At 65.0% G+C, this 12,181-nt stretch carries 12 protein-coding genes and 1 tRNA gene; 10 read left to right on the top strand and 3 right to left on the bottom strand.

Features of this window, described 5'->3' with window-relative positions; translation table 11 throughout:
* Nucleotides 1-69: 69 nt before the first annotated feature.
* A complete protein-coding gene (locus FG486_RS16710; RefSeq protein ID WP_181268366.1) occupies nt 70-909 on the bottom strand; it encodes a fumarylacetoacetate hydrolase family protein in 840 nt (279 codons plus the stop codon).
* 3 nt (nt 910-912) lie between these two features.
* Nucleotides 913-1,923 (bottom strand): VOC family protein, encoded by a 1,011-nt coding sequence (locus tag FG486_RS16705; protein ID WP_181268365.1) that lies wholly within the window; start codon nt 1,921-1,923, stop codon nt 913-915.
* A gap of 154 nt (nt 1,924-2,077) precedes the next feature.
* Between FG486_RS16705 and FG486_RS16700 the strand changes: the two genes are divergently transcribed.
* Nucleotides 2,078-2,704 (top strand): TetR family transcriptional regulator, encoded by a 627-nt coding sequence (locus tag FG486_RS16700; RefSeq protein ID WP_181268364.1) that lies wholly within the window; start codon nt 2,078-2,080, stop codon nt 2,702-2,704.
* A 269-nt stretch (nt 2,705-2,973) separates the two neighbouring features.
* On the opposite strand, the gene FG486_RS16695 is transcribed toward FG486_RS16700, so the two are convergent.
* Nucleotides 2,974-3,063, bottom strand: a tRNA-Ser gene (locus FG486_RS16695).
* 204 nt (nt 3,064-3,267) lie between these two features.
* Between FG486_RS16695 and FG486_RS16690 the strand changes: the two genes are divergently transcribed.
* From FG486_RS16690 to FG486_RS16650, 9 genes are read left to right on the top strand one after another with little or no spacing between them, the layout of a single operon-like run.
* Nucleotides 3,268-4,365 carry a lytic murein transglycosylase gene (locus tag FG486_RS16690; protein ID WP_181268363.1) on the top strand — a complete coding sequence of 366 codons (1,098 nt, stop codon included), beginning with the start codon at nt 3,268-3,270 and terminating at the stop codon, nt 4,363-4,365.
* A 26-nt stretch (nt 4,366-4,391) separates the two neighbouring features.
* Nucleotides 4,392-5,519 carry a septal ring lytic transglycosylase RlpA family protein gene (locus FG486_RS16685; protein WP_241695861.1) on the top strand — a complete coding sequence of 376 codons (1,128 nt, stop codon included), beginning with the start codon at nt 4,392-4,394 and terminating at the stop codon, nt 5,517-5,519.
* Nucleotides 5,520-5,576: 57 nt separating this feature from the next.
* Complete coding sequence (locus FG486_RS16680; protein WP_137776218.1) at nt 5,577-6,722, top strand: D-alanyl-D-alanine carboxypeptidase family protein; 1,146 nt, start codon at nt 5,577-5,579, stop codon at nt 6,720-6,722.
* Between the two features lie 6 nt (nt 6,723-6,728).
* A complete protein-coding gene (tmk, locus tag FG486_RS16675; protein ID WP_181268362.1) occupies nt 6,729-7,355 on the top strand; it encodes a dTMP kinase in 627 nt (208 codons plus the stop codon).
* Between the two features lie 4 nt (nt 7,356-7,359).
* Nucleotides 7,360-8,370 carry a hypothetical protein gene (locus tag FG486_RS16670; RefSeq protein WP_066284959.1) on the top strand — a complete coding sequence of 337 codons (1,011 nt, stop codon included), beginning with the start codon at nt 7,360-7,362 and terminating at the stop codon, nt 8,368-8,370.
* 48 nt (nt 8,371-8,418) lie between these two features.
* Nucleotides 8,419-9,981, top strand: coding sequence for a methionine--tRNA ligase (metG, locus tag FG486_RS16665; protein ID WP_181268361.1), 1,563 nt, complete (start codon nt 8,419-8,421; stop codon nt 9,979-9,981).
* Nucleotides 9,981-10,760: a TatD family hydrolase gene (locus FG486_RS16660; protein ID WP_181268360.1), complete on the top strand. Its 780-nt coding sequence runs from the start codon at nt 9,981-9,983 to the stop codon at nt 10,758-10,760. The genes metG and FG486_RS16660 overlap by 1 nt, the downstream gene beginning before the upstream one ends.
* Nucleotides 10,757-11,536 carry an MBL fold metallo-hydrolase gene (locus FG486_RS16655; protein ID WP_181268359.1) on the top strand — a complete coding sequence of 260 codons (780 nt, stop codon included), beginning with the start codon at nt 10,757-10,759 and terminating at the stop codon, nt 11,534-11,536. The genes FG486_RS16660 and FG486_RS16655 overlap by 4 nt, the downstream gene beginning before the upstream one ends.
* Nucleotides 11,533-12,147, top strand: a complete 615-nt coding sequence (locus tag FG486_RS16650) for a retropepsin-like aspartic protease family protein (protein WP_181268358.1) — start codon at nt 11,533-11,535, stop codon at nt 12,145-12,147. The genes FG486_RS16655 and FG486_RS16650 overlap by 4 nt, the downstream gene beginning before the upstream one ends.
* Nucleotides 12,148-12,181 lie beyond the last annotated feature (34 nt).

Below are 12,181 nucleotides of genomic sequence, written 5' to 3'. Positions count from 1 at the left end.
TGGGCCACGGTGACCTTTCCGGTGCACCGATCGCCCATTCCGTGCGTGGACATCGCCCGCACCAACGCCCTAGTCTTCCGCCACCATGATGCCTTCGATCGCGCCGAGCCGATCGATCTCGGTGCGCACGACGTCGCCCGGCTTGAGAAACTGGCGCGGGTTCATCGCCGCGCCGATGCCGCCAGGGGTGCCGGTGAACAGGCAATCGCCGGGCTCCAGCGTCATGCCGACCGACAGGTGCTCGACCTGCTGCCACACGTTGTAGACGAGGTGGCCGGTATTCGAGCTCTGCCGCTCCTCGCCGTTGACGTAGCAGCGGATGCCCAGATCATGCGGATCGCCCAGCTCGTCGGCGGTGACGATCCAGGGGCCCATCGGTGCGTGGGTATCGAAGCTCTTGCCGAGCGACCATTGCGGTACGGCATGTTGCCACATGCGCTCGGTCACGTCGTTGCCGACACAATAGCCGAAGATCGCGGCAGACGCGTCGGCAGCGACAATGTGCTTGCCGCCCTGGCCGATCACCGCCACCAGTTCGGCCTCATAATCCGGCGTCATCGTTCCGCGCGCGATCAGGATCGGATCATAGGGAGCGTTGACGCTGGTCTGCGCCTTGGTGAACCAGACCTGCCGCTCGGGCGTGCCGAGGCCGCTTTCGGCGATGTGGTCGGCATAGTTGAGGCCGATGGCGAAAATCTTGCCGGGGCGCTGAACCGGGGCTTCGAGCCTCACCGAAGCGAGCGGTACCCCGCCACCGCTTGCCGCTCTGGTCTCAAGCTCGGGCTTCAACCGGTCCCAATCGCGGATCAGGTCGATCATCGAGCCCAGCACGCCGGTCTCGACCACTGTGTCGTCGACGACAATCCCGGTGCGGGTGACGCCATCGGCAGTGAAGGTGCAGAGTTTCATGGATCAGGCTTCCTTGGGTGAGCGGGCAAAGAGGCGCTTCAGGCGCAGCTGCAGCGCGGTGACGAAAGCGACAAGGCCAGGCGGCGGGGCCATCCTGCCGGCGAACATCGGGTGCGGTGCGCCCCATTGGACCGCGAGCAGCGCCTGCATCGTCTGTTTGGCGGGTGGGTCGGCGGCGGTGAACAGATCTCCGTCGGTCCAGTGCTCCAGCTCGTTGCCGAACGGGTCTTTCCAGTAATCGAAGATCTGGCTGCCCATGATGTGCCGCCCCACGCCCCAGGCAGCCTGGCGCTCGCGGACCTTGAGATACTCGTGGCCAAGCATCAGGTCATCGAGGCTTTCGACTTCAAAGGCTGCGTGAAGCAGCCCTAGAGCGCCGGGGAGCTGGGCGAGAAAGATGGTGTGGTGGTCGGACGCCACGTCTCCTCGGTCGCAGCGCATGAACGCACCCAGCGGTACGCCCGGCGCAGCCTCGATCTCGTCGGAGGTAAGAAAGCCGAAACGGGCCTTCCACCAGCGCTCCGAGGCGCGGAAATCGCTCACCTTGAGCACCGCATGACCGATCCGGCGAACATGCGCGGGGGCGGGCTCCAGTCGGATCGTCTCGCGCTGCCGAGGCTTGTCGGCCGCGGAGTTGAACCGTGGGCGCGGGCAGGGGGCGGGCGCCTCGCATTGCTGGCCCGCGACCACCTCGACGCGGTATCCGTCCGGATCGGCAAGGCGCACAACCATGCCGCCGCCGGGCTCTTCCAGAGGCTCGACGGCAACGCCTTCCTGGGCGGCCAGAATTTCCAGATCGGCAATCCTGGCAGCGCGCAGCCCAACCGCAAGGAATGTTGCTGCCCCCGGCTCGGTTGCATGGATGAACGGTCGTCCGTCGCTGCCCTTGCCGTAGAGCCTTCCGCCCTGTTCGAAGCAGGAGAGCCCGAAATCCTCGAGAAATCCGCGCATCAATGCAAGGTCGGGCACGGCAAACCGCACATGCGCGATGTCCTCGACCTTGATGATCGCCATGACCCACTCCTTTTGTGCGTCCGGCATCACATGCCGAATCATATATGACTATTTGGTCAAAATGGTTGATTTTGACTGTCTGGTCAAGTAGGGCTCGGGTATGTCCAGTCAGACGTTTCCAGAATCCCGGCCGTCCCGCACCGGGAGAACCCGCGTGGCTCTCATCGCTGCGGGGCTCGATCTCATGGTCGATCGTCCGATCGATGCCATTCCGATTGACGATTTTGTTGCACGGGCGGGGGTCGCGAAGGGCAGTTTCTTCAACCACTTCAAGGACAAGCACGATTTCGCCGCCGCCGTGGCCGCCGAGGTGCGGCTGGAGGTGGAGGCGGAGGTGGCGCGCGCCAATGCAGGCGTGAGCGATCCCGTCGCGCGCATCGCCGGAGGGATGGCCGTGGCCGCGCGTTTCGCAGTCGAACAGCCGCGCCGGGCGATGGTGCTGCTGCGCAGTCAGGTGCCCGCCACCAACCAGTCGCATCCGCTGAACCGCGGGCTCAGTGACGATATCGAAGCGGCGCTGGAACAGGGCCTGCTCCAGCCGGAGGCGCGCCAATCGGGCGTGCTCTACTGGCTCGGCCTTTGCCAGGTGTTGATGATGCACCTTGTCGAGACGCGCCCTTCGCGCCAGGTCGCCGCGGATCGGCTAGGCGACATGCTGCTCATGGGGCTGACCGGGCTAGGTGCTCCGGCCGCACATGTTGAAGAGCTCGTGTGTGCAGCCCGGACGCAGCACGAAGGCATGGCATCCATCCCGGCTCGCCCAGTTGTGGCGAAGCGCTAGCGCGCAGATAGACCGCAAGGAGCCCGACAATCCCAGCAGGTTCGAAAATCTGAACCGGGCGGCGCGCAATGCCATCGCCGGGGTCTAATCACGGGACAGCGATGTGGCAATGCCCTCAGCCTGGTCGTTCAGCCCGGCACAGTCTACGCCGCCAAGCCGAGATATCGCCGACATCAAGCCGCAACTTGGACGTTACAACATGGACCATGCCCCCATCATGGCCGATTGGAGGTGGTGGGTCTCGCGTCCGGAATAAGGCTTGCGGCGGCTGGCGGAAGAGGTGGGATTCGAACCCACGGAGAGCTTGCACCCTCGCCGGTTTTCAAGACCGGTTCCTTAAACCACTCGGACACTCTTCCACAGACAGCGCCAGGCGCGCCAGTGCGGGCCCGGTGTGCGGCACGGTTGTTAGCCGAGGTGGTAAAATCTGGAAAGCGAAACTTGCGGGCAGCATGCCCGCGTGGTTCAGCGCCGGTCAAGCGTGGCCATGGCGGGATGGGTGCATGATCTGTGCCCTTTCCCCCGCACCGGCTTGGTGGCACAACCGCCCCTGGGAGTATCGCATGAATTTCAATATCGTACACTCGGCTGCGGTGCGCGCATGCGCCGTCATCAGCACCGCTGCGCTGCTCGCCTGCGGCAGTCCCAGTACGGCGCAGCGCGAGATCGTCCAGCCGTTACCGGGCGCGGAGGCGAAGGCAGCGCAGACCCAGGGTTTCCAGCGCTATCTCGACAGTGTCGCCGCCCGCGCGCGGCGCGAGGGCGTGTCGCAGCGGACGATCGATGCCGTGCTGCCGACGCTGAGCTTCGACGAAAGCGTGGCCGCGCTCGATCGCCGTTTCGCGCCGACTCTGCCCGGACAGAGCTTTCCCTCATTCGGTCCCGAAATGGCCAAGCGCATCAACGCCGCCAAGATTCGCCAGGGCCAGCAGGTCTATGCCGACGAGGCCGCCCGGCTGGTCGCGATCGAGCAGAAGACGGGGGTGCCAGCCTCGATCATGGTCGCAATCTTCGGGCATGAAACCAACTATGGCACGCTGCTGGGCAAGACCGACCTGCCGCGCGCGCTCGCGACGCTGGCTTATGAAGGGCGCAGGCGCGACCTGTTCGAGGGCGAGCTGATCGCGGTGCTCAAGATGGTCGATCTGGGCGTGCCAAGGTCGGTGCTGCGCGGCAGCTATGCCGGCGCTTTCGGCTATCCGCAATTTCTGCCCTCGGTCTATCTCAAGCTTGCCAAGGACGGCGACGGCGACGGCAAGGCGGAAATCTGGTCGAGCCGTGCGGATGCCTTTGCCTCGATCGCCAATTACATGGTCGCGGCCGGCTGGCAACGCGGCGAACCCTGGGGCTTTGCCGTCTCGATTCCTTCCACGATAAACCCGGCCGCCATTACCAATCGCGAGACCGTGACCAAGTGCGCGCGCGCCATCGAACGGCATAGCGAGTGGAAGACGCTCCGCGAATGGAAGGCGCTGGGCGTGGTGCCGCGCGGCGGCGTGTGGCCCGGCGACGACAAGATCAAGGCCTCGCTGCTGCTGACGCCGGGCCTCGATGCGCAGGGCTATCTTCTGACGCGCAACTATCGGGCGATCCTCGACTATAATTGCTCCAATTACTATGCGATGTCGGTAGGATTGCTGGCAGACGGCGTGCGCAACTGATCGGCCGGGCAAAAGGGGGAAGCGGGATGAGGAACTGGATGATCGTGAGCGCAGGGCTCAGCCTCGCGCTGACCGGATGCGGCGGGGGCAGCACCGTCACGCGCAGCCTCGAGACCGCGCCGCCCAAGACAGCGGGCGGCGTCACCGACTATCCGGTGAAGCTGGGCGAGCCGTATCAGCTCGGCGGCATCACCTACACGCCGAGCGATGCCTTCAATTATGATGAGACCGGCTATGCCAGCTGGTACGGGCAGGAGCTGGGCGGGCGCAGCACCGCCAATGGCGAAACGTTCAACCCCGAAGCGATCAGCGGCGCGCATCGCACGTTGCCGCTGCCCAGCTATGTCGAGGTAACCGCACTCGATACCGGCAAGACCATCCTGGTCCGGCTCAACGATCGCGGACCGGCAGCGCCCGAGCGTCTGCTCGATCTGTCGCAGGGCGCAGCGCGCCAGCTGGGCGTGCTGGGGCAGGGGTCGTTTGCCGTGCGCGTTCGCCGGGTCAATCCGCCCGAGGCCGAGCGCGCGAGGCTGCGCCAGGGCCAGGAAGTCGCGGCGCGGATGGATACGCCCGAATCGCTGCTGGTGCCGCTGCGCCGCAAGCTCGAAGGCAAGCCAAAGCCGGCCAATCTGGCGTCGATCCCGGCGGCAGATGCCGCGCCGGCACCCGTCGTGGCAGACGCAGGCACCAAGGCCAGCCCCGAAATCAAGCCCGCACCGGGCTCGCGAACCCCCGCAGGACCGGCAGCAGCGGCTGCCAAACCGGCCGCGCAGCTGCCATCCCCGACCCCCCGCACCCAGGGCAGTGACCGCTTCATCGTCGAGGGCGAAAAGGGGGGCAGGGGCGGCCGGCCGCAGATGGCCGAGAACAGCACCGGCGACAATCGCGCGACGCTCGCCCCCGCGCCTGCTGCGCCGCCAGCAGCGGCGTCGGCCGGCTCCTATTTCGTCCAGGTCGCATCCTTCTCTTCCAAGGCGCGGGCTGACGAACTGGCCAGGCGGATCGGCGCCAAGACCGTCGCGAGCGCCGATGGCAAGCTGTTTCGTGTCCGCTATGGTCCCTATCCTGATGCAAATGCCGCGCAGCAGGGGGTTACGCTGGCGCGTCGCAAAGGCTATCAGGGGGTACAGATTCAGCAGGACTCCGGTCGCTGACACAGACGGGCCAGTCAAAGGCCTGCGTCCCTGCAACACGCACACCATGGATACCGCATGAAAACCCCGATTATCGGTCTCACCCTGTTTTCGCTACTGGCGACGCCGCTGGCGGCTGCCGCCCCCTCTTATGTCTCCGAAGCCCCCATCGCCTATATGACCGACCTGTCCTCGGGTGCGGTGCTGTTCTCGCGCGATGCCGACAAGCAGATTCCGCCCGCATCGATGGCCAAGATGATGACGGTCTATGTCGCTTTCGACCTGATCAAGAAGGGCGAGCTGAAGCTCGACCAGACGCTGCCGGTCTCCGCCGAAACCTGGAAGAAATGGAATAACCAGGGGTCGAGCATGTTCCTGGCGGTCGGCAGCAAGGTCACCGTCGCCGACCTGCTCGACGGCATCGTCACGCTTTCCGGCAATGATGCCTGTGTCGTGCTCGCCGAAGGCATTGCCGGATCCGAAGAGGCGTTCGTCGACATGATGAACAAGAAGGCGAAGGAAATCGGCCTTGCCAACAGCCGCTTCGGCAACAGCAACGGCTGGCCCGACGAGGGCGTGACCCAGGTGACAGCGCGCGATCTGGCGACGCTCGCCACCGCGACGATTCGCAACCATCCCAAGCTGTACAAGCGCTTCTATTCCAAGGGCAGCTTTACCTGGAACGGGATCACCCAGCCCAACCGCGATCCGCTGCTCGGCAAGGTGGCGGGAGCCGACGGCCTGAAGACCGGGCATACCGACGAGGCGGGCTATGGCTTTACCGGCTCGGCCGAACAGAATGGCCGCCGTCTGGTCATGGTCGTCGCAGGTCTCGACAGCTTCAACGGCCGGGTCGATGAATCGGTGCGCTTCATGAACTGGGGCTTCAAGGCGTGGAAGTCGGTGCCGCTTTTCACCAAGGGCAAGACCGTCGATACCGCGCCGGTGCAGCAGGGCAGTATGCGCGAACTGCCGCTCGTCGCGCCGCGCGACCTGGCGCTGACGCTGCCGCGCACGGCCGATACCGACAAGGTCTCGCTCAAGGTCGTTTATCAGGGCCCGCTCAAGGCGCCGATCGCCAAGGGCCAGCAGGTCGCCAGCCTGATCGTGTCCGCCCCCGACATGCAGCGCCAGGTGATGCCGCTGGTCGCGGGCGAGGCGGTCGAGGAAGCCGGCTTTTTCGGACGCATCTGGGCCGGTATCCTCTCTTTCTTCGGCGCCTGACCGGCGATGCGGGGGCGCTTCATCTCGATCGAGGGCGGCGAGGCGGTGGGAAAATCCACCCAGATTCGCCTGCTCGCCGATTGGGTGAAAGGCCAGGGTCTTGACGTCACCGTCACCCGCGAACCGGGCGGCACGGAAAGCGCAGAGGCGATCCGGACGTTGCTGCTCGAAGGCGGCACGGATCGCTGGAACGCGCGCAGCGAGGCCTTGCTGTTCGCTGCAGCGCGCGCCGACCATGTCGCAAGGCTGATCCGCCCGGCGGTCGAGGCGGGCGGCTGGGTCATCTCCGACCGGTTCGTCGACAGCAGCCGCGCCTATCAGGGCGTGGCGGGCGGGCTCGGCGACGAGGCGATCCTGTCGCTCCATCGCTTCGGTTCGGAGGGCTTTATGCCCGATTGCACGATCCTGCTCGAATTGCCCGCCGACGAGGCGGCCCGGCGCGCCACGGCCCGTGACGGCGCGAACAGCGACCGGATCGGCGGGCGCGATGCAGGTTATCACGCCAGCGTTGTCGCCGCTTTCCGCGCCTTAGCCGAGGCCGAGCCCCAGCGCTTTCGTATCATCGACGCCAGCGGCGCTGCAGACGAGGTGCACGCGCGCATCGTTACGACCTTGCAGCCATTGATGGCATGACGTCATGAAGGCTTCGACCGCACACTGGAAGGGCCATGCCGAGCCGGAAACGACGCTGCTGCGCGCATTCCAGGCGTGTCGGCTGCACCATGGCTGGCTGCTCGCCGGGCCCGAAGGCATCGGCAAGCGCAGCTTCGCGCTCGCAGCCGCCGCGCATCTGCTGACGCGCTCGCCCGATCATCGGGGCGACCATTTCGATGGAGATATGGATAGCCCGTCGGGGCGACTGCTGCTGCAGGACAAGCACCCCGACTGCCATTACATCACGCTGGGGCCCAAGGACGACAAGGAGGCGCGCAAGGCCGAGGACGGCAAGCCGTTCGAGACCGCGCGCAACATCAAGGTCGACCAGATCCGGTCCTTGCAGAAGCGGCTCACCGTCCGCCCCAGCCTGGCCGATCGCCGGGTGATCATCTTCGACTCCGCCGATCTGATGGAGCGCAACGCGGCCAATGCGCTGCTCAAGAGCCTTGAAGAGCCGCCTGCGGACACGGTGTTCCTGTTGATCGCGCACAATCCGGGCCGCCTGCTGCCGACGATCCGCTCGCGTTGCCTGGTGCTCGATTTTCCCGCGCTCGACGATGCCAATATGGCGGGAGCCTTGCGCGCCGCGCGGCCCGAATTGCCCGAGGGCGAGATTGCGGCGCTGGTGCGGCTGGGCCAGGGGGCGCCGGGGCAGGCGCTGAGCTTTGCCGGACTCGACATGGCGAAGATCGATGTGCTGCTCAGCGAGATTGCGGATCATGGCGACAGCACACATCGGGCGCGGCTGGCACTGGGCGCCCTGGTGGCGAACAAAGCCAATCGCGACAGGTTCCAGGCGCTGCTCGCCTATGCGCCGCGTTTCGCCGCCCGGCGCATTCGCGATCTGCGCGACGAGCGGCTGCCGGGCGCGATCGCGGCCTGGCAGGAGATCGGGGCGCTCGCCTCGCGCGCGGTGGTGCTCAATCTGGATGCCTCGGCCGTGGCGTTCCAAATTGGCAGCTTGCTGGCACGGCTGGCCCCGCCTAGATAGGCGCTCATTACCGGCCAACCTCGACTAGAAACGGCAGACATCACCGCCATGGGCGAACCTTATTATATCACCACCGCGATCAGCTATCCCAATGGTCGCCCGCATATCGGCCACGCCTATGAGGCGATCGCCGCCGATGTCATCGCGCGTTTCCAGCGGCTGATGGGCCGTGACGTGCGCTTCCAGACCGGTACCGACGTGCATGGTCTGAAGATGCTGCAAAAAGCGCGCGAGCTGGAGACCACGCCGCGCGCGCTGGCGGATGAAATGTCGCAATATTTCAAGGAAATGTGTGACAGACTTGATGTCAGCTATGATCGCTTCATCCAGACGTCGGAGGACGACCATCACCGCGCCAGCCAGGCCATCTGGCAGGCGATGGAGGCCAATGGCGACCTGTATCTCGATCGCTACGAAGGCTGGTACTCGGTCCGCGACGAGGCCTATTATGGCGAGGACGAGCTGGTCGACGACGGGCAGGGGGGCAAGGTCTCGCCGCAGGGCACGCCGGTCGAATGGACGGTCGAGGAAAGCTGGTTCTTCCGGCTCGACCAGTATCAGGACAAGCTGCTGGCGCTGTACGACGAGCATCCCGAATTCCTCCAGCCCGACAGCCGCCGCAACGAGATTGTCAGTTTCGTCAAATCGGGCCTGCGCGCGCTCTCGGTCTCTCGCACCAGCTTCGACTGGGGCGTCAAGGTGCCGGGCAGCGACGGGCATGTGATGTATGTCTGGGTCGATGCGCTGACCAACTATCTGACCGGGCTTGGCTATCCCGATGCGGACAATGCGCTGATGAAATACTGGCCGGCGGACCTGCACCTGATCGGCAAGGATATCGTGCGCTTCCACGCGGTCTACTGGCCCGCTTTCCTGATGAGCGCCGGAATTCCGGTGCCCAAGCAGGTTTTCGGCCATGGCTTCCTGCTCAACAAGGGCGAGAAGATGTCGAAATCGGTCGGCAATGTCGTCGATCCGATCGCGCTTGCCGATGCGTTCGGCGTCGACCAGCTGCGCTATTTCCTGCTTCGCGAAGTCAGCTTCGGTCAGGACGGCAGCTATTCGCCCGAGGCTATCGCGCAGCGCGCCAATGCCGACCTTGCCAACAGCTTCGGCAATCTCGCCCAGCGGATCCTGAGTTTCATCGCCAAGAATCTCGATGGCGCGCTGCCTGCGGTGCACGGCCACACGCCTGCTGACGAGGCGCTGTTCGCGACGCTGGAAGAGGCGCTGCAGCGTGATCTGCCCAAGGCGTTCGGCGAGCTGGCGCTGTCGCAGGGGCTCGAAGCGTGGATGCGCGCGGTGTTTGCCTGCAACGCCTATGTCGACGAACAGGCCCCCTGGGCGCTGAAGAAGACCGATCCCGAGCGGATGCAGACCGTGCTAGCGACGCTCTATATAGCCATCGCACAGCTCGCCATCGCGATCTCGCCGGTGATCCCCGGCAGCGCGAAGGCCCTGCTCGATCATATGGGCGTGCCCGATGGCGCGCGCAGCATCGCCGGGATGGGCACGCACTGGTACTCGCCGCTGGCCGAGAGCGATTTCGCGATCGCTACGCCCAAGCCGCTGTTCCCGCGCATCGAGCTGCCGGCGGAAGACGCGGCCTGATGCTCGTCGATTCGCACTGCCACCTCAATTACAAGGGCATGGCCGAGCAGCAGGCGGTGCTGCTCGAGCGCGCGCGCGCCTCGGGCGTGACCGCTATGCTCAACATCTCGACCCGTGCCAGCGAGTGGGACGACGTGACCGCGACCGCGCATCGCGAGGCGGATGTCTGGGCAAGCATCGGCATCCATCCGCACGAAGCCGACGCGCATCCCGACATGGATACCGCGCGGCTGGTGGCGCGCGCCGAAATCGATCCGCGCGTGGTCGGCATCGGTGAGACCGGGCTCGATTATTATTACGACAAGTCGGACCGCGACGAGCAGCGCCGCTGCTTTCGCGCGCATATCGCCGCTTCGCGCCAGACCGGCCTGCCGCTGATCATTCACACGCGCGATGCCGAGGCCGATACCGCGGCGATCCTCGCCGAGGAAATGGGGAAGGGGGCCTTCCCCGCCTTGATCCATTGCTTCACCGCCAGCGCCGATTTTGCCGCCAAGGTGCTCGACATGGGCTTGTCGATTTCGATCTCGGGCATCGTCACGTTCAAGAATGCCAAGGATTTGGCCGCCGTTGCTAAGGACATTCCTGCAGACCGGCTGCTGGTGGAAACCGACGCACCGTTCCTGGCGCCGGTGCCGCACCGCGGCAAGCAGGGCGAACCCGCCTTTGTCGCCGATACCGCCCGCTTCCTCGCCGATCTGCGAGGTGAAAGCTACGAACAATTGTGCGAGACGACCTCGCGCAACTTCTACGCGCTGTTCAACCGGGCGCGTCCGTGAAGGCGATTCTGCTCGGCTGCGGAACTTCGGGCGGAGTGCCGCGCATCGGCAATGACTGGGGCGAATGCGATCCGGCCAATCCGCGCAATTGCCGAACGCGTGTCTCGGTCATCATCGAGCATGATGGCCAGCGCATCCTGGTCGATACGTCTCCCGATCTGCGACACCAGTTGCTGCGCGAACATATAGGTGCACTCGATGCGGTCATCTGGACGCATGACCATGCCGACCATACGCACGGGATCGATGATCTCCGCGCGCTCTTTCACCGCACGCGCCAGCCGATAGCCGGCTATGCCAAAGACTATACGCTGCACAGCCTTATCACCCGTTTCGACTATGTTTTCGAAGGTGGTGACGGTTATCCGGCGACCGTTTCGGCGGCCGCGCTCGGCGATGAACAGGCGATCTGCGGGTTGACCGTGCGCACGGTCGACCAGCCGCATGGACCGGTTCTTTCGACCGGGCTTCGCTTCGACCTACAGGGTCGGTCGATCGTTTACGCCACCGATTTCAGCCATTTCACTGACGAGATGGTCGCGCTTTATGCAGGATGCGACCTGCTGATCACCGACTGCCTCCGGCACGAGAAGCACCCGACGCATGCCAGCCTGCCCATGGCGCTGCAACTGGCCGAGCAATGCGGCGCGCGGCATACGGTGCTGACGCATATGGACAAGACACTCGACTATGCCGCGCTCTGCCTGGAACTCCCCGAAGGCGTCGAGCCGGGTTACGACGGGATGGTCGTCGATCTGGACCGGATCGCGCCATGAGCGAGAGCGATACTGCCAGCCTGGTCTATAGCCTGATGCTGCTGGTCCTGGTCGGCAGCGCGCTGATCTCGCGGGCGCTGCCCATCGGGCAAACGATCAAGATGGCCTTGGCCTGGATCGGCATCTTCGCGCTGATCTTTCTGCTGGTGAGCTTTCGCCCCGAAATGAAGCTGATCTGGCAGCGCATATCGGCCGAACTCGGGCTCGCCAGCGCGCCGGAGATCACGGGCGCGCCGTTGACGTTGCGCAAGCGCGAGGACGGCCATTTCTGGGTGACCGCCGAGGTCAATGGTCGTCCGATGCGGTTCATGGTCGACAGTGGCGCAACCTTTACCGCGATCTCGACCCAGGCAGCTCAGGCTGCCGGGATCGAGCCGGGCGGTTTGGGTCTCAAGACGGTGATCGAAACCGCCAACGGCATGGTCGAGGCAGACCGCGCGTCGATCGCGGACCTGCGCGTCGGTTCGCTGGCGATGCGCGATCATGACGTGCTGATTTCGGACGGGCTCGGCGAGACCAATCTGCTCGGCATGAACTTTCTGTCCGAGCTGGAAAGCTGGCGCGTCGAGGGGAGCAGCATGATATTGGTGCCGCGCCAGCCCAGCCGCTGAATGCCTTTTAATTTAACATAATATATATTATCGG

The sequence above is a fragment of the Blastomonas ursincola genome (assembly GCF_013607875.1).
GTDB lineage: Bacteria > Pseudomonadota > Alphaproteobacteria > Sphingomonadales > Sphingomonadaceae > Blastomonas > Blastomonas ursincola.
The sequence above is the reverse complement of the archived record's forward strand: the minus strand, read 5'-3'. Positions and strand labels throughout refer to the sequence as shown.

Coding starts and splice junctions, on each gene's coding strand:
- FG486_RS16705 (WP_181268365.1), bottom strand. CDS start 1,923: ATGGCGATCATCAAGGTCGAGGACATCGCGCATGTGCGGTTTGCCGTG.
- FG486_RS16690 (WP_181268363.1), top strand. CDS start 3,268: ATGAATTTCAATATCGTACACTCGGCTGCGGTGCGCGCATGCGCCGTC.
- FG486_RS16650 (WP_181268358.1), top strand. CDS start 11,533: ATGAGCGAGAGCGATACTGCCAGCCTGGTCTATAGCCTGATGCTGCTG.
- metG (WP_181268361.1), top strand. CDS start 8,419: ATGGGCGAACCTTATTATATCACCACCGCGATCAGCTATCCCAATGGT.
- FG486_RS16685 (WP_241695861.1), top strand. CDS start 4,392: ATGAGGAACTGGATGATCGTGAGCGCAGGGCTCAGCCTCGCGCTGACC.
- FG486_RS16680 (WP_137776218.1), top strand. CDS start 5,577: ATGAAAACCCCGATTATCGGTCTCACCCTGTTTTCGCTACTGGCGACG.
- FG486_RS16710 (WP_181268366.1), bottom strand. CDS start 909: ATGAAACTCTGCACCTTCACTGCCGATGGCGTCACCCGCACCGGGATT.
- FG486_RS16660 (WP_181268360.1), top strand. CDS start 9,981: ATGCTCGTCGATTCGCACTGCCACCTCAATTACAAGGGCATGGCCGAG.
- FG486_RS16670 (WP_066284959.1), top strand. CDS start 7,360: ATGAAGGCTTCGACCGCACACTGGAAGGGCCATGCCGAGCCGGAAACG.
- tmk (WP_181268362.1), top strand. CDS start 6,729: ATGCGGGGGCGCTTCATCTCGATCGAGGGCGGCGAGGCGGTGGGAAAA.